This is a genomic window from Streptomyces sp. NPDC033221 (genome assembly GCF_055577005.1).
Genome location: NZ_JBVIQN010000006.1, coordinates 236,387 through 263,033 on the forward strand (window position 1 = coordinate 236,387; position 26,647 = coordinate 263,033).

At 72.6% G+C, this 26,647-nt stretch carries 19 protein-coding genes; 14 read left to right on the plus strand and 5 right to left on the minus strand.

Annotation, left to right across the window (positions count from 1 at the left end; genetic code table 11):
* Positions 1-43: 43 nt before the first annotated feature.
* Both ACZ53K_RS10615 and ACZ53K_RS10620 read right to left on the minus strand, forming a co-directional pair.
* Entirely contained in the window at positions 44-1,087 is a 1,044-nt protein-coding gene (locus ACZ53K_RS10615; protein ID WP_468833794.1) for a zinc-dependent alcohol dehydrogenase, read from the minus strand.
* The gene (locus tag ACZ53K_RS10620) at positions 1,084-2,244 is read right to left on the minus strand and encodes a mandelate racemase/muconate lactonizing enzyme family protein (protein ID WP_468833797.1); all 1,161 of its coding nucleotides are present in this window, start codon (positions 2,242-2,244) and stop codon (positions 1,084-1,086) included. The genes ACZ53K_RS10615 and ACZ53K_RS10620 overlap by 4 nt, the downstream gene beginning before the upstream one ends.
* A gap of 273 nt (positions 2,245-2,517) precedes the next feature.
* Here ACZ53K_RS10620 and ACZ53K_RS10625 point away from each other — a divergent pair, with 273 nt between their 5' ends.
* Positions 2,518-5,148, plus strand: a complete 2,631-nt coding sequence (locus ACZ53K_RS10625; RefSeq protein WP_468833799.1) for an alpha-L-arabinofuranosidase C-terminal domain-containing protein — start codon at positions 2,518-2,520, stop codon at positions 5,146-5,148.
* 50 nt (positions 5,149-5,198) lie between these two features.
* On the opposite strand, the gene ACZ53K_RS10630 is transcribed toward ACZ53K_RS10625, so the two are convergent.
* On the minus strand, positions 5,199-6,041 hold the full coding sequence (locus tag ACZ53K_RS10630; RefSeq protein WP_468833801.1) for an alpha/beta fold hydrolase: 843 nt from the start codon (positions 6,039-6,041) through the stop codon (positions 5,199-5,201).
* A 65-nt stretch (positions 6,042-6,106) separates the two neighbouring features.
* On the opposite strand from ACZ53K_RS10630, the gene ACZ53K_RS10635 reads away from it, so the two are divergent.
* The 9 genes from ACZ53K_RS10635 (at position 6,107) to ACZ53K_RS10675 (ending at position 18,510) form a co-directional block, all read left to right on the plus strand.
* On the plus strand, positions 6,107-6,691 hold the full coding sequence (locus ACZ53K_RS10635) for a CGNR zinc finger domain-containing protein (protein WP_468833804.1): 585 nt from the start codon (positions 6,107-6,109) through the stop codon (positions 6,689-6,691).
* 199 nt (positions 6,692-6,890) lie between these two features.
* Positions 6,891-9,332 carry a SpoIIE family protein phosphatase gene (locus ACZ53K_RS10640; protein WP_468833806.1) on the plus strand — a complete coding sequence of 814 codons (2,442 nt, stop codon included), beginning with the start codon at positions 6,891-6,893 and terminating at the stop codon, positions 9,330-9,332.
* A gap of 603 nt (positions 9,333-9,935) precedes the next feature.
* Positions 9,936-10,448, plus strand: coding sequence for a DinB family protein (locus ACZ53K_RS10645; protein ID WP_468833808.1), 513 nt, complete (start codon positions 9,936-9,938; stop codon positions 10,446-10,448).
* Between the two features lie 267 nt (positions 10,449-10,715).
* Positions 10,716-11,474 (plus strand): hypothetical protein, encoded by a 759-nt coding sequence (locus ACZ53K_RS10650; RefSeq protein WP_468833810.1) that lies wholly within the window; start codon positions 10,716-10,718, stop codon positions 11,472-11,474.
* Between the two features lie 593 nt (positions 11,475-12,067).
* Positions 12,068-13,912 carry an asparagine synthase (glutamine-hydrolyzing) gene (asnB, locus tag ACZ53K_RS10655; protein WP_468833812.1) on the plus strand — a complete coding sequence of 615 codons (1,845 nt, stop codon included), beginning with the start codon at positions 12,068-12,070 and terminating at the stop codon, positions 13,910-13,912.
* A 29-nt stretch (positions 13,913-13,941) separates the two neighbouring features.
* Positions 13,942-14,370 carry a MarR family winged helix-turn-helix transcriptional regulator gene (locus tag ACZ53K_RS10660; protein WP_468833815.1) on the plus strand — a complete coding sequence of 143 codons (429 nt, stop codon included), beginning with the start codon at positions 13,942-13,944 and terminating at the stop codon, positions 14,368-14,370.
* A 170-nt stretch (positions 14,371-14,540) separates the two neighbouring features.
* Positions 14,541-16,115 (plus strand): MFS transporter, encoded by a 1,575-nt coding sequence (locus ACZ53K_RS10665; RefSeq protein WP_468833817.1) that lies wholly within the window; start codon positions 14,541-14,543, stop codon positions 16,113-16,115.
* Between the two features lie 70 nt (positions 16,116-16,185).
* Positions 16,186-17,283, plus strand: coding sequence for a polyprenyl synthetase family protein (locus ACZ53K_RS10670; protein ID WP_468833819.1), 1,098 nt, complete (start codon positions 16,186-16,188; stop codon positions 17,281-17,283).
* A gap of 54 nt (positions 17,284-17,337) precedes the next feature.
* Positions 17,338-18,510 (plus strand): FAD-dependent monooxygenase, encoded by a 1,173-nt coding sequence (locus ACZ53K_RS10675; protein ID WP_468833820.1) that lies wholly within the window; start codon positions 17,338-17,340, stop codon positions 18,508-18,510.
* Here ACZ53K_RS10675 and ACZ53K_RS10680 read toward each other — a convergent pair.
* Positions 18,467-19,045, minus strand: a complete 579-nt coding sequence (locus tag ACZ53K_RS10680) for a TetR/AcrR family transcriptional regulator (RefSeq protein WP_468833823.1) — start codon at positions 19,043-19,045, stop codon at positions 18,467-18,469. The two genes, ACZ53K_RS10675 and ACZ53K_RS10680, sit on opposite strands and share 44 nt — an antisense overlap.
* A 126-nt stretch (positions 19,046-19,171) precedes the next feature.
* On the opposite strand from ACZ53K_RS10680, the gene ACZ53K_RS10685 reads away from it, so the two are divergent.
* The 3 genes from ACZ53K_RS10685 (at position 19,172) to ACZ53K_RS10695 (ending at position 23,476) form a co-directional block, all read left to right on the plus strand.
* Positions 19,172-19,585, plus strand: coding sequence for a PPOX class F420-dependent oxidoreductase (locus ACZ53K_RS10685; protein ID WP_468833824.1), 414 nt, complete (start codon positions 19,172-19,174; stop codon positions 19,583-19,585).
* Positions 19,586-19,862: 277 nt separating this feature from the next.
* On the plus strand, positions 19,863-21,101 hold the full coding sequence (locus ACZ53K_RS10690; protein ID WP_468833825.1) for an acyl-CoA dehydrogenase family protein: 1,239 nt from the start codon (positions 19,863-19,865) through the stop codon (positions 21,099-21,101).
* Positions 21,102-21,232: 131 nt separating this feature from the next.
* Positions 21,233-23,476, plus strand: a complete 2,244-nt coding sequence (locus tag ACZ53K_RS10695) for a serine/threonine-protein kinase (protein WP_468833828.1) — start codon at positions 21,233-21,235, stop codon at positions 23,474-23,476.
* 65 nt (positions 23,477-23,541) lie between these two features.
* Here ACZ53K_RS10695 and ACZ53K_RS10700 read toward each other — a convergent pair whose 3' ends face one another.
* Positions 23,542-24,867 carry a glycoside hydrolase family 27 protein gene (locus ACZ53K_RS10700; RefSeq protein WP_468833829.1) on the minus strand — a complete coding sequence of 442 codons (1,326 nt, stop codon included), beginning with the start codon at positions 24,865-24,867 and terminating at the stop codon, positions 23,542-23,544.
* 152 nt (positions 24,868-25,019) lie between these two features.
* Here ACZ53K_RS10700 and ACZ53K_RS10705 point away from each other — a divergent pair, with 152 nt between their 5' ends.
* A complete protein-coding gene (locus tag ACZ53K_RS10705; protein WP_468833830.1) occupies positions 25,020-26,588 on the plus strand; it encodes a phytoene desaturase family protein in 1,569 nt (522 codons plus the stop codon).
* The last annotated feature ends 59 nt before the right edge of the window (positions 26,589-26,647 follow it).

The following is a 26,647-nucleotide window of genomic DNA, read 5'->3' on the forward strand; positions in this document are numbered from 1 at the left end:
CGGGGCACCCGAGCGGTGCGTACTCCGGCCTCTACGGCTGCCCTTACAGCGCGGGGCGCACCAGCACCTTCCCCACCGCCGGATCACCGCTGCCGACCAGCGCGACCGCCTCGCCCCAGCGCTCCAGCGGAAAGGCGTGGGTGATCAGCGGCGCCGGGTCCAGCAGGCCCGTGGCGAACGCCCGTACGGCGTGGGTCCAGGCGGCGGACGGCGCTCCGAAGACACCGCGTACGGTCAGGTGGTCCGTCACCAGCCGCGCCGGATCGAGGCCCCGGGCGCCGGCGCCCGGCAGCCCCACCAGGACGACGCGGCCGCCACGCCGGGCGAGTTCCGCCGCCGCTGCCGCGGTGCCGGGCGCGCCCGCGGTCTCCACCACCACGTCGAAGCCGCCGGGGAGAGTTCCGGCCGCGGTGCGGGGGGCGGACGTGCCGGTCGCGCCCATGGCCAGGGCCTGTTCGGCACGTGCCTGTCGCGGGTCGACGACGAGCAGTTCGGCCGGCGAGACGGCGGCGAGGAACCGTACGGCCAGCAGTCCGAGGGTGCCGGCCCCCAGCACCGCGACCCGCTCGCCGGGCACGGTCCGGGCGGCGAGCGCGGCAGCGGCGGCCACCGCGGCCGGTTCCAGCAGGGCGGCGGCTTCGAGGCCGGCGCCGTCGGGCAGCGGGTGCAGCAGCCGGGCGGGCACCAGCAGGGTGTCCGCGAACGCGCCGGGGCGCGTGAAGCCGGTCTCGTCGTAGGCGGCGGCGCACAGCGAGGTCGCGCCGGCCCGGCAGCGCTCGCACGTCAGGCAGGTGCGGAAGTTCTCGCCGACGACCTTGCGGCCCGTCAGCTCCGCGGACACGCCGTCGCCGACCGCCGCGACCGTTCCCGACCATTCGTGACCGGGGACGAGCGGGTAGCGGACGTACGGCGCGGGCCGCCCGCCGTCGTACACCTCGCGGTCGCTGCCGCACAGCCCCGCCGCCACCACCCGCACCAGCGCCTCGCCGGGGCCGGGGGAGGGGGTGGGAGCGCTCACCAGGCGGTGCCGGCCGGGCCGGTCGACGAGCACCGACCGGGTGCGCGCGGGCGCGGCGACGGCGGTCACCGGCGCCCGGCGTCCGGGGCACGCCGCTCCCACCCCTCCGCCCACAGGTCGAAGCGGGCGGGCCGCTGCGGGAACTCGGCCGCCGCCTCGGTGTCCAGTTCGACGCCGAGGCCGGGCGTGTCGGGCAGGGCGAAGTACCCGTCCACTACTTCCGGGGCGCCCTTGACCACCTGCTTGATGCCCGCGTCGGCGAAGTCGTTGAAGTGCTCCAGGATCTTGAAGTTGGGGGTGCAGCCCGCGAGCTGGAGGGAGGCGGCGGTCAGTACCCCGCCGCCCACGTTGTGCGGGGCGAGGAGCATGTAGTGCGTCTCGGCGGTCGCGGCGAGCTTGCGGGTCTCCAGGATGCCGCCGAGGTGGCCCACGTCCGGCTGGATGATGTCGGCCGCCTGCGACTCGAACAGTTCGCGGAACTCGGCCCGGTCGTGGATGCGTTCCCCGGTCGCGATCGGTGTGTCCACCTTGCCGGCGACCTTGGCCAGCGCCTTGAGGTTCTCCGGCGGTACGGGTTCCTCCAGCCACGCCGGGCCGAAGGGCGCCAGTTCGCGGGCGAGCCGTACGGCGGTGGCCGGGCTGAACCGCCCGTGCATCTCCACCATCAGCTCCCGGTCCGGGCCGATCGCGTCCCGTACCGCCTCGATGAGGGAAACGGCGTAACGGGTGGCGGCGGGGTCCAGTTCGAGGTGCCCGGTGCCGAACGGGTCGATCTTCAGCGCCTGGTACCCGCGCTCCACCACCGCGCGGGCGGCCGCGTGGTAGCCCTCCGGGGTGCGTTCGGTGGTGTACCAGCCGTTGGCGTACGCCTTGACGCGTTCGCGCACCCGGCCGCCGAGGAGCTGCCACACCGGCACGCCCAGAGCTTTGCCCTTGATGTCCCAGCACGCCGTCTCCACGCAGGCGATGCCGGACATGACGATTTCCCCGGCGCGCCCGTAATCGCCGTACTTCATGCGCCGTACCAGGTCTTCGACGGCGAACGGGTCGGAGCCGGTGACGTGGTGGTCCGCCGCCTCGCGCAGATAGCCGAGGAGGGCGTCGGTGCGGCCCAGCATCCGGGTCTCGCCGACGCCGGTGAGGCCCTCGTCGGTGTGGACCTGTACGTAGGTGAGGTTGCGCCAGGGGGTGCCGACGACGTGCGTGCTGATACCGGTGATGCGCACGGGAGATGACCCTCCATCGTGTTCGATATTTCGTCACGCGTCCGAAATGGTGGCGCGACCGTAGTGAGCGCGGTCGGACGGTGTCAATGGGCGCGCGCGGAGCCGTCGCCGTTCACCGGTTCGGCTCAGGTGTTCCTGATGTGCCGGGTGTTGACGCGGCGGCGCCCGAGGCGCATCCTCCCTCGCAAGCCGCGCGAGATTCCGTACGTCGTTCGGGATACCGAACGACGGGTGCGGCGACAGGACGCACGTGGCCGAGGGGAGAGGAATCCCATGGTGAGCGAGGACCACCGTCCGCGGACGGTTCCGGACGGGCCCGGACGAAGAACCGTGATCGCCGCACTGGGCGCCACGGCCCTGACCGAAGCCCTGCGCACCGGCGCCGCACCACCCGCCGCCGCGGCCGCCGGGCCCGGACTGCCCGCCCCCGCCGCCCACTGGGCCTTCGGCGAAGGGCACGGCAGCACCGCGGCCGACAGCTCGGGCCACGGCCGCACCCTCACCCTGTGCACCGGCGCCACCTGGGGAAACGGGCACACCGGGCCGGGCCTCGCCCTGTCCGGGCGCGCCTGCGCCACTGCCGCCGGCGCCGCCGTCGACACCGCGCGCGGCTTCACCGTGACCGCCTGGGTCCGCCTGACGGACACCGGCGGCTACCGCACCGCCGTCGCCATCGACGGCACCACTGTCAGCGCCTGCTACCTGCAATTCCGCGACGACACCAAGGCGTTCGCCTTCACCAGGCTGCCGCGGGACGCCGCCGACGCCAACGGCGCCGCCGCGATCGCCGGCGCGGGCTTCGCCCCCGAACCCGGTCGCTGGTACCACCTGGCAGGCGTCGACGACGCCGCGGCAGGCGTCTTACGGCTGTACGTCGACGGCGTACCGGAAGGCGAGGTGCCCACCCCCGGCGGCTGGCGGGCCACCGGCGCCACCACCGTCGGACGCGGCCTGTTCGCCGGCGCCGAAGTGGACCACTTCCAGGGCGGCATCGACGACGTACGCTGCTACGACACCGCGCTGGACGGCACGCAGATCGCCCGGCTGGCCGGCGTACCGGAACGGGACACCACACCACTCCTCACCATCGACGCCCGCCGCCCCGGCCCCGCCGTCCCGCCCCGGCACGGCGGCATCTTCTTCGAAGACATCAACCACAGCGGCGAAGGCGGCCTGTACGCCGAACTCGTCAACAACCGCAGCTTCATGGCCGACCCGCGCAACCCCCTGCACTGGAGCCCGCTGGGCGGAGCCACCATCGCCCTGGACCCCACCGCACCCCTCAACGAAGCGCTCACCCGGTCCCTGCGGATCACCGTGCGCGGCCCCGGCTCCGGCACGGCCAACGACGGTTACTGGGGCATCCCCGTACGCCCCGCCACCACCTACCGCGCCTCGTACTTCGCCAAGGCCGACGGCACCACCGGACCGCTCACCCTCGCCCTCACCGGCACCGACGGCACCGTGTACGCCCGGGCCGCCGCGCCGGCCCCCGGCCGCGACTGGCGCCGCCACGACCTGGTCCTGCGCACCCCGCCCACTGCCCCGCACACCACTGCCGCCCGCCTGACGGTGACCACCGCGGGCACTACCGGCACCACCGGCACCCTCTGGCTCTCCCAGGTCTCCCTCTTCCCGCCCACCCACCGCGACCGCCCCAACGGCCTGCGCCCCGACCTGATGGCCGCACTCGCCGCGCTGCGCCCCGCCTTCCTGCGCTTCCCCGGCGGCAACTACCTCGAAGGCAACGTCATCGCCGACCGCTTCGACTGGAAGCGGACCATCGGCCCCGTCGAACGACGCCCCGGCCACCGCAACTCCGCCTGGGGCTACTGGTCCACCGACGGACTCGGCCTGCCTGAATACCTCCAGATGGCCGAGGACCTGGACTGCGAGCCGGTGCTGTGCGTGTACGCGGGCTACTCGCTCAACGGCGAACACGTCACCGGCGACGCCCTGCGGCCCTTCGTGGGGGACGCGCTCGACCAGATCGAGTACGTCACCGGGCCCGCCACCTCCCCCTGGGGCGCCCGGCGCGCCGCCGACGGCCACCCGGCGCCGTACCCGCTCACGTATGTGGAGATCGGCAACGAGGACTGGTTCGACACCTCCGGCTCCTACGAGGAGCGGTACGCGGCCTTCCGCGACGCCCTCACCCGCGCCCACCCGCACCTGAAGCTGATCGCGACCACCCCCGTCCGCAGCCGTCCCCACGACCTCATCGACGAGCACTACTACCGCTCACCCGCCGCCTTCGCGGCCGGATCGCACCTCTACGACCGGCGCGACCGCGCCACTCCCAAGGTCTTCGTGGGCGAGTGGGCGGCCCAGGAAGGCCGCCCCACCGCCAACCTCCGGGCAGCACTTGGCGACGCCTCCTGGCTCACCGGCCTCATCCGCAACAGCGACCACGTGGTGATGGAGTGCTACGCCCCCCTCTTCAGCCACGTACGCGACAACACCTGGGCCACCAACCTCATCGCCTACGACGGCCTGACCAGCTACCACTCACCCAGCTCCTACGCGCAGCAACTGCTGCGCACCCACCGGGGCGACACCGTGCTGCCCACCGGGACCCGCGCCCTGCCGGGTCTGAGCGCCGTCACCACCCGCGAACGCCGCACCGGACGGCTGTACGTCGCCGTCGTCAACACCGGGGGCACAGCCCGCACCACGACCGTACGGATTGACGGCGTACCGGACATCGCGGCCACCGGCCGGGCCGAAATCCTCTCCGGCCCCGGCCCCGAAGCCACCAACACACTCGACGACCCCACCGCGGTAGTGCCCCGCTCCGTCCCGCTGAGCGGCCTGGGCGCGCGGTTCACCCACACCTTTCCGGCGTACTCGGTCACGGTGCTGCGGCTGGAGGGGACCGGAGGGCAGGTGACGGAGGGCAGGTGACGGAGGGGCGCTGAGGGCGGGGGCGCTGACGCCGTCGGCCGGCAGGCCGTTCAGGACCGTCCGAAGAACTCCAGCAGCGCCTCGGCCGTCGCCCCGGGCCGGTCCTCGGCCATGAAGTGGCCCGCGTCGGGGACGGTGGCGCGCTCGGCACCGGGTATGGCGGCGGCGAGCCGGTCGCCGGTGGCGGGCGGCAGCCACCGGTCCTCGGCACCCCACAGCACGAGGGTGGGCGTCGTGATGTCACCCAATCGCGCCACGGCCTCCCGGGTGTCCTGGTAACTGACGGCGCAGACCTGGTCGATCCAGCGCTGCCGGCCCTCGTCTCCCGCCCAGGGGGCGCAGTAGGCAGCGACGGTCGCCTCGGACATCGGCCGGTGGCAGGCCGTCCGGACGCGGCCGGCGACAAGCTCGTCGAAGACGGGCGCCGGCATGGTGCGGTAGGCCTCGGCGTAGCGCTGCTGGTGGTCGGTGAAGGGAGTGTTCCAGGGGCCGAGAACCGCGGCGTCGAGGAGAGCCGTACGGGAAACCCGTACGCCCTCCAGGAGTTGGGCCCGCATGACGATGCCGCCGCCGATGTCGTGACCGACGAGCGCGGGGGCGGCGAGCCCCCAGTGGGCGATCAGTTCGGCGAGCGTACGGGCCTGCCGGGTGATGGAGGGGGCGGCGCTCCGCGCGATGCGGGAAGCGCCGTAGCCGAGAAGGTCCCAGACGTACACGGTGTGGTGGCGGGCGAGGACGGGGACCACGTTCCGCCAGAGGTAGGAGGAGGCGGGGCTGCCGTGGACCAGGACGACGGGCGGGCCTTCGCCGAAGACGCCGGTGGCGACCTCGCCGCCGGTCACCGCCACGCGCTCGTGGAGCTGCCATGGTGGGGCCGGAGTGGATGTGCGCATGCCGATCTCTCCTCGCGTAAGAGGTATAATCGCTGTTCTCCAGTTACCTTAGCGTGGAGTAAGGCGTGAAGTTTCTCTTTTCCGGTTACGCGCTCGGGGCGGCCGTCGCCACCGGCCTCGTCAACACCTCCCCTCAGGTCCGCAGAAGCACCGGCGAGGCACTCCCGGACCCGCAGGCGCTCGGCCGATTCCTCGACGAGCACGCCCTCCCCGTGGACGCCACGGGACCCGGCCGCCGCCCGACCGGCGAGGACCTGGCACAGGTCCACGCGCTGCGCCGGGAGCTGCGCGAACTCCTGGAGTCCGGCAGCGAGGAAGCAGTCGCCGGCGGCGCCAACGCCCTGCTGGGGCGGGCGGCGGTGACACTGACCATGGAGCGCGACGCGGACGGCCGCTGGCAGTGGTACGCCGGAACCGGGCCCCGGACCCCGCTCGCCGACGCGCTGGCGGCAGTGACCGGCGCGGGCCTGCTGGGCGTCCTGCGCACCCTGTCCCACGACCGCATCCGGCCCTGCGCCTCGCCCGCCTGCGACGGGATGTTCGTCGACACGAGCAAGGCGGGACGGCGCCGGTACTGCACGCCCGAACTGTGCGGCAACCGGCTCAACGTCGCCGCGCACCGTGCCCGTCGGAGTACGGCCGCCAAGTGATCCGGTACGGGCGCCGCGCCGGCCCGTGACATCCCGTCCCGAGCGCCACCCACTCGGCCGAGTGACCGGCACCCCGCTCCCCGCCCGGAGCGCGGGGCGGGCGGCCCGAAACGATACTGGGCTCAGCTGCTCTATCCATGATTGCGGGGTCACCCTGAGAGGGCGCGGGGGCCGGTCGGCGAGTCGAAGGGGCGAAGCGATGGACGCACCGGTGCCGGAGTTCACCGAGCGGCCGGAAGACCCGTTCGCGCTGAGCCGGGCCGCCTCGGCGGTGCTCGACGACGAGGGCACCGTCGTGGGCTGGAGCGAACGCGCCGAAACCCTGCTCGGCTACCCGGCACGGGAAGTGATCGGACGGCGGGCGGACGCATTCCTGCTCCATGGCGACGGCCGGGACGCCGCCGCGGAAGCCGTCGGCACGGCACGGCGCGAAGCAGGCTGGTCCGGCATCCTGCCGGTGCTGCACCACGGCGGGCACCGCGTCGAGCTGGGCCTGCGGGTCCGGTCCGTCATGCGGGGCGACTCCGGGCACGAGTGGTTCGTCGTCGCCGCGCCCGCTGCGGAGGTCGTCCAGTGGGAGATCGACCGCTCGGTCCTGGACGGCCTGTTCCGGCGGTCCCCGATCGGCCTGGCCGTGCACGCCCCCGACCTGAGCATCCTCCGCATCAACCGGGCCATCGCGGGCATCAGCCGACGCCCGGCCGCCGCACACCGGGGCCTGCGCATGGCGGACTTCCTCATCGGCCCGGACGTCGCCACCATCGAGGAGCGGCTGCGCAGGGTGCTGGAGACGGGCGAGCCGCTGATCTTCACCGAGCAGTCGTGCCGGCTGCGCGCCGACCCTGGACACGAACGGGTGGTGTCCGTGTCCGCGTTCCGGATGCGCGACCCCTCCGGAGCGGTGCTCGGCGTCACCCAAATGGTGGAAGACGTCACCGACCGGCACCGGGCCCAGCACCGGCTCGCGGTGCTCAACCGGGCGAGCGCCCGCATCGGCACCACACTGGACGTCACCCAGACCGCCCGGGAACTCGCCGAGGTCGCGGTCCCCGACCTCGCCGACGCGGTCTCCGTGGACCTGCTGGAGCCGGTCACCCGCGGCCAGGACCCCACCCGGGGGACCTACGTACCGGTGCACCGCACGGCCGTACGGTCCGTCGTACCGGACGCCCTGGACGTGATGTACCCGGAGGGCGAGGTGTTCCGCTTCGCCCCGGGCACGCCACAGGCCCAGTGCCTCACCCGGCAACAGCCCATCCTCGAACCGGACCTGGCCAACTGCACCGGCTGGTACATCCAGGACCCGGAACGGTCGGAACGGGCCCTGAGCCTGGGTGCCCACTCGCTGATCGTGGTGCCGCTGGCCGCCCGCGGGCTGGTGCTCGGCCTGGTGAGCCTGTGGCGGGCGGAGCGGCCGCAGGCGTTCGAACAGGACGACCTCGTACTGGCCCAGGAATTCGTCTCCCGCGCCGCCATCTGCATCGACAACGCCCGCCGCTACACCCAGGAGCACTACGGGGCACTCACCCTGCAACGCAGCCTGCTGCCGCGCGAACTGCCCGAACAACTGGCCGTCGAGGTCGCCCACCGCTACCTGCCCGCCGACCCCGCGGCGGGCGTCGGAGGCGACTGGTTCGACGTCATCCCGGTCTCCAGCGCCCGCGTCGCCCTGGTCGTCGGTGACGTCGTGGGCCACGGGCTGCACGCCGCGGCCACGATGGGACGGCTGCGTACGGCGGTGCACACCCTGGCCGCACTCGACCTCGCACCCGACGAAGTCCTCTCCCACCTGGACGACCTCGTCAACCGCCTCGCCGAGGAACAGGAATCGGCCGCCGGCGGCCCACAGAGCCCGCAGGTCATCGGCGCGACCTGCCTGTACGCGGTGTACGACCCGGTCTCCCGCCGCTGCAACATCGCCCGCGCCGGCCACGTACCGCCCGCCGTGGTCGGCCCCGACGGCCGGATGACCCTGCCCGACCTGCCCGCGGGCCCGCCACTCGGACTGGGCGGCCTGCCGTTCGAGTCCGTCGAACTCGAACTCGCCGAAGGCAGCCTGCTGGCCCTCTACACCGACGGACTGCTGGAGGTACGCGGACGGGACCTCGACGAAGGGCTGGCACTGCTGCGCGGAGCGCTGGAACAGCCCGCCCGCCGCATGGAGGACAGCTGCAAGGCGGTGGTCGACGCACTGCTGCCGGTCCACCCGCGCGACGACGTCGCCCTCCTCCTCGCCCGTACGCGCGCGCTGCCACCGGAAAGCGTCGCCTCCTGGGAACTGCCCGCCGAACCGACCGCCGCGGCGGAAGCGCGCGAACTGACCGCCGACAAGCTGACCGAATGGGGCCTGGAAGAACTGGCGTTCACCGCCGAGCTAGTGGTGAGCGAACTGGTCACCAACGCCTACCGGTACGGCGGCACCCCGATCACCCTCCGTCTCATCCGCGACCGCTCACTCATCTGCGAAGTCTCCGATCCCAGCAGCACCGCCCCCCACCTCAGACGCGCCCACAGCACCGACGAGGGCGGCCGCGGCCTCCTCCTGGTGGCCCAGCTCACGGACCGCTGGGGCGCCCGCCACACCCGCGACGGCAAAACCGTGTGGACGGAACTGCCGTTGCCGGGTGCGGGGGAGGGCTGAAAGGGGGCTGTGTATTTCGGGGGTGGGGAGCGGATTCCGCTTACGGTTCGTTGCCGCATGGCAGCTGATACTCGTCCCCGTAGCCCTGCTGTGGCACGGCACGGCACGGCTCTGCTGTGGCCCGGCCCGGCCTGCCGCTGCGACGGTCATTGTGACGGGCAACGCCGTCAGACATACACCGAAAGCCCGTACACGAGGCTGCCGCTCGCCGTGGGCGCCGTCCTCGCGACCGGTCGAGGTGACCGACTCCGCCCTCTCCAAACAGGTCGCGGCGCTGGAGGCGGCGGGCTGAGTGGCCGTGAACAAGGGCCGGGTCGGCCGCCGCCACCGGACGTGGCTCGCGCTGACCGCCGAGGGGAGGGCCGCGTATCAGCGGCACCTGGCGGCACTGCGGGCGATCGCCTCGGGGGAGACCGCCGCGGGGGACGGGCCGGGGCACGCCGCCTTCGACGGCGGGGGCCGGGGTGCTGAGGGTGGCGGGGTCACTCAGGCGGCAGGGCCGGTGAGTCGGCCGGGGGGCGGCCGATACCGATTTCCGCCAAGTCCTGTGCGGAAACACCCAGCTCAGCGGCATTGTCAGACCCACGTGTCACGATGACGGACATGACTACACCTGAACGCACCTTCCCGCCCATGGACGCCGACGAGCGGGCCACCCTGGAGGGCTGGCTCGCCTTCTACCGCACCACCCTCGCCCAGAAGTGCGACGGCCTGACGGACGAGCAGCTCCGTAAGGCGTCGGCGGAGCCCTCGTCGCTCACCCTGCTCGGTCTCGTCCGGCATATGGCGGAGGTCGAACGCATGTGGTTCCGCAGAGTCCTGACCGGAGAGGACGTCCCGCCGGTCTTCGAGACCGGCGCCGACACCCAGCCCGCCGACCGCGGGTTCGAGCTCGGCGAGGACGCCACCTATGCGAAGTCCCGCCTCCTGTGGCAGGCCGAGATCGAGCGCGCACGGGAGAACGCCGCCGCCCACGCGCTGGAGGACACCGGCCTGTGGCGGGACAACCGGGTCAGCCTGCGCTGGATCTACTCCCACATGATCGCCGAGTACGCCCGGCACTGCGGTCACGCCGACCTCATACGGGAGCGTATCGACGGCAGCACAGGCGTCTGACGGCGGTACGGCCAACCGGACACCGTTGGATGTGCTGGGGGCCGGACCCGGCTGGAGGAGAGGTTGGGGGGAGGCGTCGGGGCGGGGCCGGGGGTGGTGGCAGTGGCGGGCGGTGAGACGGGTTTACGTATACCGGGCGGCGGTCGGAGTCAGCAGACTGGCGCGCAAGCACACGTCACCGCGCCACAGGCGCGGTGCGGCGATGGCGCGCACGGACACCGGTGCCGCCGCCCACCGCGCTCCGGACCACACCGAGCGGAGGGCATCGTGGCGGACGACTCGACGGCACAGGACCGGCAACTGCTGTACGACTACTCGCGGGAGACCCGCGACCCATACGTCCAGCGGCTGTTGGGGGAGCTGCTCGGCCACGTCAACCGGGCGGAATTCGAGCGGACGACGGGCACGGGCGGCGGCAACACGCGCGACCTCGGCCAGGGCCGGTACGCCATCTCCTACGCCTACACGCCGGGCATGGCGCGCAGCGACCACCTCGCGGTGATGGTCCACGAACTGACACACGTCGCGGTCAACCAGGCGTACGACTCCCGCATGCTCAACTTCCGGGTGCCGCGGCTGTCCGAGGCGGAGGAAGACCGGGTGAAGAACGAGACGCCCGGACGCGAGGAGGACTACCAGAACGCCCGCCTGGGCCGGGTGGACGCACGGCGCCGTGACGCCTTCGTGGACCTGGTCGTCGGCCATGTGCAGCGGCTGCTCGACGAACTGCCCTCGTCCGGCCTCCCGCCCGAGCGGCAGCGGGCGATACGGACCAAGCTCACCGACCACATGCGGGCCCGCCCGTACCACGAGTACGACGGCGTCCTCTCGCACGTACTGACGTGGGCCGACCTGGACGGAGCCGACCGGTACTCGGCCTTCTGCCGCACCCTGTCCGCGATGGTGGCGCAGGCGGCCGACTGGCGGGCCGCCGGCGACATCACCCTGCCCAGGCCCCGGCGCCGGGGCCTCTTCCGCCGGATGGGAGGCGCGCTGGGCCGGGCGCTGCACATCTTCCGCAGGTGAGGTCGGTGAGGTCGGTGAGGTCGGTGAGGCGTGCGGCGTGGCCGTGGCCACATCCGTAACTTCCGCCAGGCCGTGGCTGCTGCTGTGGCCGTGGCCGTAGTCGTAGCCGTACCCACCGCCGAGTCGTAGCCGTGACCAACGGTTGCCGAGCGGCCCAAGGGCTGCTTGCCCGTGTGTGACCTTTGCCTGCCGCCAGGCGGGCCAGCGTTGGCGGGCAGGGCGCCGCGCCCGCGTGCCCGCCGCCACCCCATCGTTCCATCGCCCCGCCGCCCCATCGCGGAGTAAAGCCTTCACCACATTGCCGTAAGCGGCAGCCCGTTCGCAGGGCTCGCCTTCTCCCGCCCTCTCCCGCCGAACTCCCAGATCAGAGCCCTGTCGAGCGTCCAAACGCGCCCGCCACGCCCTGCGTTGGGCGGCTGGCCCTGTGTTACGGCCAGGTTGACGGTGCGCCACCGCGAGGAACAACCTCGATATATAGGTGCTCGATACAACTGACCTGTGAGGGTGCCGAGCCGCCGGGCTTCACCGTGCCCGCGCGCGGTTCCTCGGTGCCGGGCGGACCGCTCTCCGGGTCGGATACAGGAGGACATGGCATGTGTGGCATCACCGGCTGGATTTCCTTCGATCGTGACCTGCGTTCCGAGCAGGCAACCATCGACGCGATGACGGAGACGATGTCCTGCCGCGGGCCCGACGACCGCGGTACGTGGGTGCAGGGACCGGCCGCCCTCGGCCACCGCCGCCTCGCGATCATCGACCTGCCGGGCGGGCGCCAGCCGATGACCGCGCAGCGGGCGGGCGGCAGCCCGGTGGTTATCGTCTACTCGGGCGAGACGTACAACTTCCGCGAGCTGCGCGAGGAACTCACGGCCCGTGGGCACCGGTTCGGCACCGAGTCCGACACCGAAGTCGTGCTGCGCGGCTACATCGAGTGGGGTGAGGCGGTCGCCGGGCGGCTCAACGGCATGTACGCGTTCGCCGTCTGGGACGAGCAGCGCCAACGGCTCGTCATGATCCGCGACCGGATGGGCATCAAGCCGTTCTCTTACTACGAGACGCCCGACGGCGTGCTGTTCGGCTCCGAGCCCAAGGCGATCCTCGCCAACCCGCTGGCCGAGCGGACCGTCGGACTCGACGGGCTCCGCGAGATCTTCGCCTTCGTCAAGACGCCCGGCCACGGCGTGTGGGAGGGCATGCACGAGGTCGAGCCCGGCACGGTGGTCACCGTCGACCGCGGCGGTCTGCGCCGTCATGTGTACTGGTCGCTGGAGACCCGCCCCCACCAGGACGACCGTGACACCTCCGTCGCCCACGTCCGTACCCTGCTCGACGACATCGTCCGCCGCCAGCTCGTCTCCGACGTCCCGCGGTGCACCCTGCTCTCCGGCGGCCTCGACTCCTCCGCCATGACCGCGCTGGCGGCCCGGCAGCTGGGCGAGGTGGGGGAGACCGTACGCAGCTTCGCCGTCGACTTCGTCGGCCAGACCGAGCACTTCGTGGCCGACGCGCTGCGCGCCACCCCCGACACGCCGTACGTCCACGACGTGGCCCGCGTCTCCGGCACCGACCACCAGGACATCGTCCTGGACTCGGACGCCCTCGCCGACCCCGAGGTGCGCTCGAAGGTCATCCGGGCGCGCGACATCCCGATGGGCTTCGGTGACATGGACGCCTCGCTGTATCTCCTCTTCAAGGCGATCCGGCAGCACTCCACCGTCGCCCTCTCCGGAGAGTCGGCGGACGAGGTGTTCGGCGGCTACAAGCAGTTCTTCGACGAGGAGGCCCGGAACGCGGAAACGTTCCCCTGGCTGGTCCGCTTCGCCGAGCACTTCGGCGACGACGGCGACGTCCTCACGCCCGCGCTCGCCGACTCCCTCGACCTGCGCTCGTACGTACGGGACCAATACCGCACCGCGATCAAGGACGTACAGCGCCTCGACGGGGAGAGCGACTTCGAGTACCGGATGCGCAAGATCTGCTACCTGCACCTGACCCGATTCGTCCGCATCCTGCTCGACCGCAAGGACCGCGCGAGCATGGCCGTCGGGCTGGAGGTGCGGGTGCCGTTCTGCGACCACCGGCTGGTCGAGTACGTGTACAACGCGCCGTGGGCCCTGAAGTCCTTCGACGGGCGCGAGAAGAGCCTGCTGCGCGAGGCCACCGCCGACGTCCTGCCGAAGTCGGTGTACGACCGGGTCAAGAGCCCGTACCCGTCGACCCAGGACCCCAAGTACGCGATCGCCCTCCAGCACCACGCCAAGGACCTGCTGGCCCGCTCCTCGCACCCGGTCTTCGACGTCGTCGACCGCAACTGGCTCAAGCGGGCGGCCGACCACGCCGCGCCGCAGATCACCCAGGCGTCCCGCAAGGGTCTCGAAAAGACGCTGGACCTGGCCCTGTGGCTGGACATGTACCAGCCCCGCCTTACGCTTTCCTGACCCGGACGGGCGGCACGATGGGCTGAGCGATGACAATCGGTGACGACGCGGCACTCCAACTGGTGATATCCCTGCACCGGCTGACGCGCAGCCTGCGCAGGGCCGCCGCCGCGGGCGGCATCCAGCCGACGCAACTCGCCGTCCTGGCCATGCTGACGCAGCGGGGCCCCTCCCGGATCGGCGAGATCGCGGCCTGGGTCCCCTGCTCCCAGCCGACCGCCACCGCGGCCGTGCTGGGGCTGGAGTCCGCCGGTCTGATCCGCCGCGAACCCGACCCCACGGACGGGCGCGCCAGCCGCGTCCTGGCCACCGAACGCGGCGCGACCGCGCTCGCCGACGTCGCGCGCGGCGAGGCGGAGGTGCTGTCCAAGCGCCTCGCCTCGCTGCGGCCCGACGAGGTCCGCCGGCTCGCCGCGATCGAGCCGCTGCTGCGGCGCCTGGCGGAGGCGGGGGACTGAGGTACGGCCAGGTGCGGCTGGTTTCGGCCGGGTACGGCCGGTACGACCCGGACCGGCTGGTACGGCTGGTGCTACCGGTACGTCCTGGACTGCCGCCGGTACGCGCGGGTAGGCGGTGCCGGGGCGGCGAGATCCGCCGTTTCCACGCTGCGATGGGCCAGGCTGGGAGCATGACGGAGCGATCATCGACGACCGGGCCGTCCGAGACGGAAGAGACCGGTGCGGAGCAGTCCGGACCGGCGGGGAAGCCGCCCGGGACGGAAGGTTCCGGAACGGAAGCGTCAGCGGAACCTTCCCGGGCGAACCGGCTCACTTCGGAGCCGTCCGCGCCCGCGTCCACCACACGACGCTGGGCCGCGCTCGCGGTGATGCTGTGCGGGACGCTGCTGGCCAACCTGGACGTGTTCATCGTCGTGGTGGCGGTCCCGTCCTTCTCCCGGGACCTCGGTGCCGATGCCGGCCAGCAGCAGATGGTGCTGGCCGGCTACCAGCTCGTCTACGCGCTGGGGCTGATCACGGGCGGCCGCCTCGGCGACATGTTCGGCATCTTCCGCGTCTTCGCGGCGGGCATGGCCGTCTTCGTGGTCGCCTCGGTGGGGTGCGCGCTCGCGCCGACCGCCGTGGCGCTCGTCGCGGCCCGGCTGGCACAGGGAGCGGGTACGGCGCTGCTCGTACCGCAGGTCTACAGCGCGGCCCGTACCCTCTTCCGGGAGCGCGAGCAGCGGGTGGGCTTCGCCGCGACCGGAGCCGTCATGGGCCTGGGGGCGGTGTCGGGGCAGTTGCTGGGAGGCTGGCTGATCGGCGCCGACCTGTTCGGCCTGGGCTGGCGCTCGGTGTTCTGGGTGAACGTGCCGATCGGGCTGGCGGCGCTGTGCGCGCTGCCGTTCGTGGCCGTACGCGGCGGGCGCAGGCGGATGGGGCTGGACGGTACCGGGCTGCTGCTCGGCGCCGTGGCGCTGGCGGCCTTTTCCGTACCGCCCGCGTTCGGCCGGGACCTGGGCTGGCCCTGGTGGGTGTGGGTGTGCCTGGGCCTCTCCGTACCGGCGGGCGCCGCCTTCGCGGTCCACGAACGCCGGGCCCAGCGCCGGGACCGGGCGCCGCTGCTGCCACCCGCCCTGCTGGCGGGACGTTTCCCCACCGGTCTGCTGCTGATCGCCCTGTTCAACAGCGGCCTGAACGCCTTCTTCCTGGTCCTCGGACTGCACCTCCAACAGGGCCTCGGCTGGGCGCCGATGGAGGCGGGCAGCGCCATGCTGCCGCTGGCCGGTCTCTTCGCCGTACTGTCGCTGCTCGTCCCACGGCTGCGGAAGGTGGGTTCGCGGCAGCTGCTCGTGTGGGGCGGTGGCGCGGCCGCCGTCGGGTACGCCGCGGCCGCCGGCAGCGCCCTGTCCCTGCATCCGGGCTGGCTGCTGTGCTCGCTGGCCGTCGTCGGCGCGGGCCAGGGGCTGTTCATCACCCCGGCCCTCACCGCGACACTGCGTACCGCGCCGGAACGTTTCGCCGGATCCGCGTCCGGCGTGGTCTCCACCGTCCAGCAGACGGCCGCCGCGGTCGGCGTCTGCCTCCTGGGGCTCATCTACTACGGCTCCGTGGACGCCGGCGCGGCGTCCGGCACCGCCTTCGCCCTCACCTCGGCGGCCATCGCCGTCATCTCCGCCGGCGCCGCCGCACTGGCCTTCCGCCTCCCCGCCCCACACCGGTACGGACATCCCACTGCCGCGCATGGGCGACGAGACCCCGGGTAGCCGAACGTGGAAACACCCTCGCCCAGTTGACGTAGCAGCACCTTCCGACATCGTTCTACCGGAGGTACGCATGTCCAGCACGATGGCACGGGCCGACGACGTGCTCGCCCGACTGCTGCCGGAGGTCACCGCCTTCATCGACCGGCAGCTGGACGATTACCCCGACTCCTGCGGACCGCTGCGCACCACCCTGCGGCAGGTGATCGACCAGGGCCGTCACGAACGCAACGAGACCGCGCTGCCCCTGCTGACCCATGCGGCCATCACCGGCGTCCCGGAGCCCGCCGTGCCCATCGCCGCCGCACACGCCCTGTGGTGGCGTGCGGCCAATGCCTTCGACGACATAGCGGACGGGGACGCGGGCGCCGCGATGTACGGCGTCGGCACCGGGCCCGCCCTGATGGCCGCGCTCGAATGCGGCCACGGACTGCCGCTGCGCGCCCTCGCCGCCCTCGATCTCCCGGCCGCCCTGCGGGAGTGCCTGGTCGGCGACTACCTCGACGGCTGGACCCTGACCAACGACGGCCAGATCAGGGACCTCGTCAACACCGCGGCGACGGCCGACCCGTCGGCCGTACTGACGACGTACGAGCACAAGAGCGGCTCCTCGTACGCCATGGCCTGCGGCATGACCGCGCGGATCGCCGGCTGCGACGACTCCGCGGTCGAGGCGTGGCGCGCGTTCGGACACGCGGTCGGCACACTCCTGCAGTTCCGCAACGACGAGGAGGACCTGCGGGACGAACGGGAGGAGGACATCCGCAACGGCACCGCCACCTACCGCCTGGTCTGCGCCCTGCGGCAGCTCTCCGGCGACGCGCGGCAGCGGGCGCTCCGGCTCGTGGCCGAGGCGGCCGACAGCCCCGGCGGCCGCGCGGAGATCAGGGCCCTTCTCCTGGACCCCGCCGTGCAGGCGGCGACCCTCGCGGTACGCGACGGCCTGCACCGGCAGGCCCACGACCTGCTCGACCGGCTGGCCGTGCCCTCGGAGTTCACCACGGCACTGCGTGCCCTGGCCGACGCCGCCGCCACGCGGGCGGCCCCGGCGGACACACCGGATACATGGGACACGTCGGCCGACGCGCTCACGGCCGATGCAACCTTCGTCCGGCAGTCGCCGGCCGCTGCCGGACCCACTGCCGGTCTCCGTGAGCCGCGCGTCCGCTGAGCCGCACGTCCGCTAAGGCCTGCGTCCCCGTCCCCGTCCAAGGACCTTCACCCCATGCCAGTTCCCGCGGCACGCCCGCATGCTCTCATCATCGGCGCCGGTATAGCCGGTACGGCCGCGGCCCTGGCTCTGCGCGCCGTGGGCTGGGACGCCACGATCGTCGAACAGGCCCCGGACCGCCGCAGAGGCGGCTACCTGGTCTTCTTCCGCGGCGACGGCTACCGTGCGGCCCGCCGTCTGGGCGTGGCCGACCAGTTGCGGGACCGGCTCGGCCCGGACAGCCGGTGGTTCGAGATCGACCGCCGGGGGCGCACGCTGCCGGGCATGCGCCTGCCCGCCGAGGCGCGCCGCCGCTCTCTGACACTGTTGCGCAGCGACATCGAGGCCGCGCTCCACCAACGTCTGTCCGACGACGTACCGATACGCTACGGCCGCTCCCCGGTACGCGTCCGGCAGGCTCCCGGCCACGTACTGACCACCCTCGACGACGCCACCGAGATCCGCTCCGACCTGCTCATCGGCGCGGACGGTACGCACTCCGAGGTACGCCGCCTGGCCTTCGGCCCCGAGCGGACGTACCGGTACGACTTCGGCCATGTCGTCGCCGCGTGCATGGTCGACCGGCCCCTGGAGGGGCTGGCCACGGGTGACACGGCCGTCATGCCCGACGCGGGCCGCGCCGCGTGGGTGGCCGGGTTTCGGGACTGCGGGCCCGTCGCGTACTTCCTGTACCGCAGCGACGACCCCGCGGCCGAGCTGCGGCAGCCGTCGGCCGCCGTACTGCGCCGGGTCTTCGGCGACTATCCGGGGCCGCTGATGCCCGGCCTCCTCGACGCGGCCGACGCCGCCGGCACCGTCCACTTCGACCAGGTCAGCCAGATCCGGATGCCACGGTGGACCGACCGGCGCGTGGCGCTGCTGGGTGACGCGGCGTGGAGCCTGAGCCTGTACTCGGCGTACGGCGCGTGCCTGGCCGTGGAGGCCGCCGCGAGTCTCGCGGATGCGGTAGCGGTACGCGACGGGCGCCCGCACGTCCCGGCGATCGCGGAGTGGGAACGGCGCACGCGCCCCACGGCCCGCCACCACGCCGACCAGGCGCGCCGGATGCAGCACCTGTTCCTGCCCGCCAACCGCCACGTCGCCCGGGTCCGCCGCGCCGCGATCCGGCTGTCCCACAGCCCGGTCACCCGGCCGCTGGCCCTGCGCCTCCTGCCGCAGCCGCTGTAGCGGTGCCGATGCCCCGCAGCAGGGACTGGGTGACCAGGTCGGCTCCCTGGCCCGGGGTGAGTTCGGGCATCTCGTGGGAGGCGACGTTGGTGAGCTGGACGAGCAGCGAGCGGCCCCACCCGTCCGGCAGTCCGGGGCGCAGGACACCCTCGCGGGCCGCGCGGGCCATGAAGGCGTCGAGGCGTTCGAGGAGGTGACCCAGGCGGGCGGCGGCGGTCTCGCCGGCCGCCCGCCGGAGGTCCACGGGCCACCGTCGGCTGACGGTGATGGTGCCCTCTGCGTACCGGTGCAGCGCCACCGGTACCGGCGCCTCGGTCAGCCGGGCCTGGGCGAACACCTCGTCACAGGCGTCGAGCTTGGCCACGTAGACCGCGGCCATCAGTGTCTCGCGGCTGTCGAAACGCCGGTAGACGGTGCGCCGGTCGACGCCCGCCGCGGCGGCGATGGCGGCGATGCTCGTACCGGGGTCGTGCGCCAGCAGGCGTGCGCCGGTCTGCAGGACCGCGTCCAGGTTGCGTGCCGCGTCAGCTCTCATCGTGCCACGGAGCATACGCACGTCCGAGACCGAACGACCAGTCATGCGCCCCAAAAGCATTGCGCTTGTGACATGAACTGCCACATAGTTGTGTCACTTACTGTTCTCGCCCCCGGGAGTTGCACCATGCGCACAACCGAACTGTCCCCAAAGTTGCAACAAGTCCTCGATTCCCGGGTGTTCGTCACGGTGGCGACCCTCCAGCCCGACGGAAGCCCGCAGCAGTCCGTCGTCTGGGTGGGCAGGGAGGGCGGCGATCTGTTCTTCGTCACGGGCGTCGACAAGATCAAGGCCCGTAACCTGCGACGCGACCCGCGGCTGAGTATTGCCGTCAATCCGCGGGACGAGCCGTACGCCTATGCCGTCATCCGCGGCACCGCGCGGTTCGAGAGCGCGGGCAGCCGGGAGCGGCTGGACGAGCTGGCCGTCAAGTACAGCGGTGTGCCGTACGCCGAACACCACCCGGAGTCGGCGGCCGTACTTCCCGAACTGGTCACGGTCCGGGTGACGCCGGAGAAGATCGCAGCCCGGTTCCTGTGAGCGGCGCACGGCGGACGCCGCGACGATCTGCCCGGGCGGAGGTTCCCGCACCACCGGCCGGGCACCTCCGCCCGATACGTCCCGTACGGCGCGCGCGCCCTCGCACCCTTCCCTATCAATGGAACACGTTCTACTGTGCCCACGACCCGTTACCCGACGGCCCGTCAGGAACGCCTCCGACCGCTCCCGGCCCCGCCAGGCCGCGCCGTACCCGCCGCGCGTCGGAGCACGTAAACACGTCACCGCATGAGCCGGGCCGGTCAGACCAGGAGGGGCCGTGCACCTCGAATACACCCCGGAACAGCAACGGTTGCGGTCCGAGCTGCGGGAGTACTTCGCCGCGTTGGTCCCCGACGACGCGTATACGCGCTTCCACGGCCCCGACGGCGCGCCGGACGTACCCGAAGGCGACCCCGCGGCGCCGCCGGGCCCCACCGCGCAGAAGCGTTTCTACCGCGCGATCATCCGCCGGCTCGGCGCGGACGGCCGGCTGGGGGTCGGCTGGCCCGAGGAGTACGGCGGCCAGGGCAGGACGCCGATGGAGCAGTTCATCTTCTTCGACGAGGCCGCGCAGGCGGGCGTACCGCTGCCGCTGATGGCGCTGAACACCGTCGGCCCGACGATCATGCGGTACGGCACCGACGAACAGAAAGCGTACTTCCTGCCCAAGATCCTCGCCGGAGAGATCGACTTCGCCATCGGCTACAGCGAACCCGACGCCGGTACGGACCTCGCGTCGCTGAAGACCCGGGCCGTGCGCGACGGCGACGCCTACCTCGTCAACGGACAGAAGATCTGGACCACCAACGGTGACACGGCCGACTGGGTCTGGCTCGCCGTGCGCACCGCCCCCGTCGAGGACGGCGTGCCGCCGCACAAGGGCATCAGCCTGCTCCTCGTGCCGACCTCTGACCCCGGTTACTCCTGCACCCGCATCAACACCCTCGCCTCGCACGACACCACCGCCAGTTACTACGAGAACATCCGTGTCCCCCTCACCCGCCGCGTCGGTGAGGAGAACCAGGGCTGGCGCATCATCACCAACCAGCTCAACCACGAACGCGTCACCCTCGCGGCACACGGCACGATGGCCATCCGCGCCCTGCGCGACGTACAGCGCTGGGCCGCCGGAACAAAGCTGGCCGACGGGCGGCGCGTCATCGACCTCGGCTGGGTACGCGGCCGACTGGCCCGTACGCACACCCGGCTGGACGCCATGAAACTGCTCAACTGGCAGATGGTGGACGCCCTCCAGCGCGGCACGCTCACCCCACAGGACGCCTCCGCCGTCAAGGTCTACGGCTCCGAGGCGCGCCGCGACGCATACGCCTGGCTGATGGAGGTCCTGGCCGCGGCCGGCCCCCTGAAGGACGGCTCGGCCGGCGCCGTCCTGCACGGCGAACTGGAACGCGGCTACCGTTCCGCGGTCATCTTCACCTTCGGCGGCGGCAACAACGAGATCCAGCGCGAGATCATCGCGTGGATCGGGCTGGGGATGCCGCGGGTACGGCGATAGCGCGCGTCGACGGCCCGCTCCCGCAGAGCCCCTCAGCGCCCTACACCCCGCGCCCCGCCCCCGCCATACTGAGCGAGCGGGGCACCTAGGGGGATCGCGTTGGACGCGGCGGACGGGGGCGCGGGCGGGCGATGGTGGAGAGCAGGCTGGTTCAGGGGCGTTACCGGCTGATCGACTTGATCGGGCGCGGGGGGATGGGGGAGGTGTGGCGGGCGCGCGACGAGTCGCTGGGGCGGCAGGTGGCCGTCAAGTGCCTCAAGCCGCTCGGGCCGCAGCACGATCCGTCCTTCATGCGGGTGCTGCGCGAGCGTTTCCGGCGGGAGGCGCGGGTGGCGGCGGCGCTGCAGCACCGCGGTATCACGGTCGTCCACGACTTCGGTGAGGACGACGGGATCCTGTTTCTCGTGATGGAGCTGCTCGACGGACGGAACCTGAGCCAGTTGCTGGAGGACAACCGGCACGATCCGCTGCCGGTGCCGGACTTCGCCGACATCGCCGAGCAGGTCGCGGCGGCCCTCGCGTACACCCACGAGCAGTCCATCGTGCACCGTGACCTCAAGCCCGCGAACATCGTGCGGATCGCCGACGGGACGGTGAAGATCTGCGACTTCGGCATCGCCCGGCTGGGGCACGACATCGGGTTCACCGCCCGGCTGACCGGTACCGGCATAGCGATGGGGACGCCGCACTACATGTCGCCGGAGCAGATCGGCGCCGGGACCGTCGATCACCGCAGTGATCTGTATTCGCTGGGGTGTGTGCTGTACGAACTGGCGACCGGGGTGCCGCCGTTCGATCTCGATGACGCCTGGGCGGTGCTCGTGGGGCATCGTGACACGCCGCCGGAGCCGCCGCGCGGGCACCGTCCCGACCTGCCCGAAGCGTACGAGCGCATCGTCCTGGACCTGCTGGCGAAGGACCCGGAGGACCGGCCACGGGACGCCTCGGAACTGGTGAAACGTCTCGTTTCGGCCCGCCGGCCGCCGGAGTACCCCACCGTGGGGGCGACGCTTCCCGCGCGGCCGGACGGCCGGACGCCGACACGTGCCGCGTACCGTCTGCCGTCCTGGACGCAGGGCATGCGCGGCGGGTCCCCGGCCGGTCCCCGCGCGCCGCGGGTCTCCGGTGCCGAGGGGGCCGCCGGGCTCACCGGTTCGTGGACGAGCGGCCTGCCCCCGCTCAGCCGCGACACGCCGGCGCCGTACGTCCCCGAGCGCCCCGCGCCGTCCCCCGAGCACCTCGCCGCGCTGGCCGCCCGCCACAACGCCGGGCTCAGCCTGGGGCGGCTCGGCCGCTGGACGGAGGCGGGGGAGGTGCACCGCGCGGTCGCCGCCGAGCGGGAGCACGCCCTCGGCCCCGACCATCCCGACACCCTCGCCAGCCGGTTCGAGGTGGCCTTCACCCTCGGCCGGTCCGGTCGGCCCGCCGATGCGCTGCGGGAGTACGAGCGGGTGGCCGCCGGGCGCGAGCGGAGTCTGGGAGCGGATCACGTGGACACGCTGGCCGCCCGGCAGGAGACGGCGTACGCGCTGGGCCGGCTCGGGCGGCACTTCGAGGCGCACCAGGTGTATGTGTCCGTCCTCGGGGCCCGGGAGCGCACGATGGGCCCCGAGCACCCGGACGCGCTGCGCTGCCGGCACAACCTCGCCTTCAACCTCAGCCGCCTCGGGCGGCTGGAGGACGCGTACCGGATGGCGCGCGACGTGGCGTCGGCCCGCGCCCGGGTGCTCGGGGCGCAGCATCCGGACACCCTGGTGACGCGGTATGAAGTGGCGTATTTATTAGGCCAGTTGGGGCGGTGGGCGGAGGCGTTGCAGACGTATCGGGAGGTGGCCGCCGACCGGGTCCAGGCCCTGGGGCCCGGCCACCCCGACACCCTCGCCGCCCGTTACGAGGTCGGCATAAGCCTGGGGCGGCTGGGACGCAGCGTCGAGGCGCTGGAGCTGTACCGGGATCTCGTGGCCGCCCGTACGGCCGCGCAGGGCCCCGCCGACCCCGAGACGCTGCGCGCCCGGCACAACCTCGGCGTCAACCTCGGGCGTCTCGGACGCTGGGAAGAGGCGCTGGTCGAGGCCCGGTCAGTGGCTGGGCTCCGTGAACAGGTGCTGGGCGCCGATCACACCGACACCCTCGTCAGCCGCCGGGAGATCGCCGTCGCCCTCGGCTGGCTGGGCCGCTGGCCCGACGCGCTGGCCGTCTACCGGCAGGTCGCCGCGGCCCGCGAACGGGTGCTTGGCGCCGACCACCCGGACACCCTCGCCAGCCGCAGCGACGAGGCCCAGTGCCTGGAACAGCTCGGGCGCTCCGCCGAGGCGGTCGCGCTGTACCGGCGCGTCGCCGAGCTGCGGCAGCGGCGCGCGCCGGGCCGGGGGTGAGGGGTGGCCGCTGTAGGTCCGGCTCCCCCCTGGTCCGGCGTTCCCCGGCCCGGTGCCGTGTCCGCTCAGCGCACCGGGTGCACCCGGTAGAGCACCGTCGCGTGCGCGGGCACCCGTACGGAGATCTTCCCGGCGGTTCGGGTGGTGCGCTTGGTGACCAGGTCGCGCAGCTCGTACGCGCTTGTCTTCGGCAGGCCGGCCGTTTTCGTTGTCGTCGACAGGGTCAGCGGCGTGTCGCCCGAGTTGAAGAGCGCGACCGCCCGGTCGCCGTTCTGCAGCGGCTTGGACAGTACGTCGTAGCCCGTGCCCTGCTGGACCACGCGACCCTGGAGGCCCTTGGCGTCCTGGTCCACGGCGATGATGTCCCGGTTACCGAGGACCCTCAGCGCGGCCGGTGCAATCTTCGTGAGGTCCGTGCTGGAGATCAGCGGTGCGGCCATCACAGCCCACAGGGACATCTGGCTCTGGATTTGCCGGGTGGACAGTCCGGAGTCGCCCGCCAGCAGGAAGTCGGGGTCGTTCCAGCGGCCCGGCCGCTGGAAGGGCGCCAGCTTGGCGTTGTACGCGTGGTTGTACTTGATCGACGACCACTTCTTGGCGCCGCTGTGCTTCTCCACCGCGATGTCGCGGCCCTCCCGCCACAGGTTGCCGACCTGCGAGGACCAGCGGATGACCTGGTGCCAGACCCGGTCGCCGTCGTACTGGAAGTACGCGGGCGCCGACACCGAGAAGACGATGTCGCGGCCGGTCTTCCGCAGGGCCCGGCTGACCGCCCGGTAGGCGTCGTGATACGTCCGCTCCTTCGTCCTGCCCGGGGCGGCGGCCAGGTTGCAGCCGTCCATCTTCAGATAGTCGACCTTCCACTTCGCGAAGAGGTCGGCGTCCTGCTGGTAGTGGCCCTGGCTGCCCGGGTACTTCTCGCAGGTCAGGTTGCCGACGTCCTCGTAGATGCCGAACTTCAGGCCCATCCGGTGCAGTTCGCGCCCCACGTACGCCATGCCGCGCGGGAACCGGGCCGGGTCCGGGACGAGGTTGCCCCGGGCGTCGCGCTGCTTGAGCATCCAGCAGTCGTCGACGGTGACCGTGTCGTAACCCTTGGCCGCCAGACCGGACTTCACCAGGGCCCGCGCGTTGCCGAGGATCACCTTCTCGTTGATGTCGCACATGTAGTACGACCAGTTGTTCCACCCCATCGGGGGTTTCGGGGTGAGGTTCGGGTAGGCCGCCGAGGCGCGCGCGCCGTCCGCGGGCCCGGCCGGGCCCGGTGCGGTGGGGGTGGCCGCCGCCGGGAAGGCGGCGGCCGCGGACAGGACAGCCGCCGCACCCAGGGCGGCGGCGCTCAGGCGGGTCAGGGTGCGCCTCGGGGGACGCGTGGCCGACGAAACGTGCACAGGCACCTCACGGGGGAGCGGAGCAGGCCGATTCAACGCATCGTCGGACGTTAGGAACGTAGGAGGAGGGGAGCAAGGCGCCGCGCTGCGGGTCCGCCGGAATTCAGCCGTCCGTACCTGGCGGCGTCGATCACCGCGTGCTACCAAGAGACATGCCGGAACGGACTTCGTACGACGTCGTCATCATCGGCGGCGGGCACAACGGCCTGGTCGCCGCCGCCTATCTCGCCCGCGCCGGGCGCCGGGTGCTGGTTCTGGAGCGGCTGGACCACACCGGCGGCGCGGCCGTCTCCGCGCGCGCCTTCCGCGGTGTGGACGCGCGGCTGTCGCGCTACTCGTACCTGGTCAGCCTGCTGCCGCCGAAGATCGTGAGCGATCTCGGGCTGCGTTTCGCGGTCCGCAGACGTTCGGTGTCCTCCTATACGCCCGCGGTGCGCGCCGGCCGTCCCACCGGTCTGTACGTCAGCACCGACGAGGACGCCACCCGCGCCTCGTTCGCCCGGCTCACCGGCTCGGACCGGGAGTACGCGGCCTGGCAGCGGTTCTACGGCATGACCCGGCGGGTCGCCGAACGCGTCTTCCCCACCCTCACCGAACCGCTGCCGACACGTGCCGAGCTGCGCTCCCGTATCGGCGACGAGGCGGCGTGGGAGGCGCTGTTCGAGCGGCCGCTCGGCGAGACGGTCGAGTCGGTGTTCGACGATGACCTGGTGCGCGGTGTGGTGCTCACGGACGGGCTGATCGGCACGTTCGCGCACGCCCATGACCCGGCACTCGCGCAGAATCGTTGCTTCCTCTATCACGTCATCGGCGGCGGCACCGGCGACTGGGACGTACCCATCGGCGGCATGGGCGCGCTGACCGACGCGCTCGCCGACGCCGCCCGCAAGGCCGGCGCGGAGATCGTCACCGGCTGCCCGGTGACCGGCATCGCCACCGACGGCAGCACGGCCGAGGTGACCAGCGCACAGGGCACGGTCGGGGCGCGCCACGTCCTGGTCAACGCCGCCCCGCAGACCCTCGCCGGGCTCCTCGGCGAACCGTCCTCGGAGCCCGCCGAGGGCGCCCAGCTCAAGGTCAACATGCTGCTCACCCGGCTGCCCCGGCTGCGGGACACCGGCGTCGACCCGCGGCTGGCCTTCTCCGGGACCTTCCACGTCGCCGAGGGCTACGAGCAGCTGGAGACCGCCTACCGGCAGGCGGCCGCCGGCGAACTCCCCGCCGCGCCACCCTCGGAGATCTACTGCCACTCCCTGACGGACCCCTCCATCCTCGGCTCCGACCTGGTACGGCAGGGCTACCAGACGCTGACCCTCTTCGGCCTGCACACTCCGGCCAGCCTCTTCACCGAGGACAACGACGCCACCCGTGAGCGGCTGCTCACGGCCACCGTCGCCCAGCTCGACGCCGTACTGGCCGAACCGCTCACCGACTGCCTGGCCACCGACGCGGACGGCCGCCCGTGCATCGAGGCCCGCAGCCCGCTCGACCTGGAACGCGACCTCGGTCTGCCGGGCGGCAACATCTTCCACCGCGAGCTGGCGTTCCCGTACGCCACGGAGTACGGCACCGAGGCCGACGGGGGCGACGCGGCGGCCCGATGGGGCGTGCGGACCGCGCACGCCAACGTGCTGCTGTGCGGCGCGGGCGCGGTCAGAGGCGGCGGGGTGAGCGGCATTCCGGGCCACAACGCGGCCATGGCCGTCCTCGACGAGGGGTGACCGGACCCGCGGACGTGCCCTCACGCGTGCCCGAGCGGACCTGTCCGTCCCGGGAGCCA

What these genes read in the sequence shown, in the direction of transcription:
- ACZ53K_RS10645 (WP_468833808.1), top strand. Translation starts at nt 9,936, where the DNA reads ATGACTACACCTGAACGCACCTTCCCGCCCATGGACGCCGACGAGCGG.
- asnB (WP_468833812.1), top strand. Translation starts at nt 12,068, where the DNA reads ATGTGTGGCATCACCGGCTGGATTTCCTTCGATCGTGACCTGCGTTCC.
- ACZ53K_RS10660 (WP_468833815.1), top strand. Translation starts at nt 13,942, where the DNA reads ATGACAATCGGTGACGACGCGGCACTCCAACTGGTGATATCCCTGCAC.
- ACZ53K_RS10680 (WP_468833823.1), bottom strand. Translation starts at nt 19,045, where the DNA reads ATGAGAGCTGACGCGGCACGCAACCTGGACGCGGTCCTGCAGACCGGC.
- ACZ53K_RS10705 (WP_468833830.1), top strand. Translation starts at nt 25,020, where the DNA reads ATGCCGGAACGGACTTCGTACGACGTCGTCATCATCGGCGGCGGGCAC.
- ACZ53K_RS10640 (WP_468833806.1), top strand. Translation starts at nt 6,891, where the DNA reads ATGGACGCACCGGTGCCGGAGTTCACCGAGCGGCCGGAAGACCCGTTC.
- ACZ53K_RS10695 (WP_468833828.1), top strand. Translation starts at nt 21,233, where the DNA reads ATGGTGGAGAGCAGGCTGGTTCAGGGGCGTTACCGGCTGATCGACTTG.
- ACZ53K_RS10630 (WP_468833801.1), bottom strand. Translation starts at nt 6,041, where the DNA reads ATGCGCACATCCACTCCGGCCCCACCATGGCAGCTCCACGAGCGCGTG.
- ACZ53K_RS10675 (WP_468833820.1), top strand. Translation starts at nt 17,338, where the DNA reads ATGCCAGTTCCCGCGGCACGCCCGCATGCTCTCATCATCGGCGCCGGT.
- ACZ53K_RS10685 (WP_468833824.1), top strand. Translation starts at nt 19,172, where the DNA reads ATGCGCACAACCGAACTGTCCCCAAAGTTGCAACAAGTCCTCGATTCC.
- ACZ53K_RS10670 (WP_468833819.1), top strand. Translation starts at nt 16,186, where the DNA reads ATGTCCAGCACGATGGCACGGGCCGACGACGTGCTCGCCCGACTGCTG.
- ACZ53K_RS10665 (WP_468833817.1), top strand. Translation starts at nt 14,541, where the DNA reads ATGACGGAGCGATCATCGACGACCGGGCCGTCCGAGACGGAAGAGACC.
- ACZ53K_RS10625 (WP_468833799.1), top strand. Translation starts at nt 2,518, where the DNA reads ATGGTGAGCGAGGACCACCGTCCGCGGACGGTTCCGGACGGGCCCGGA.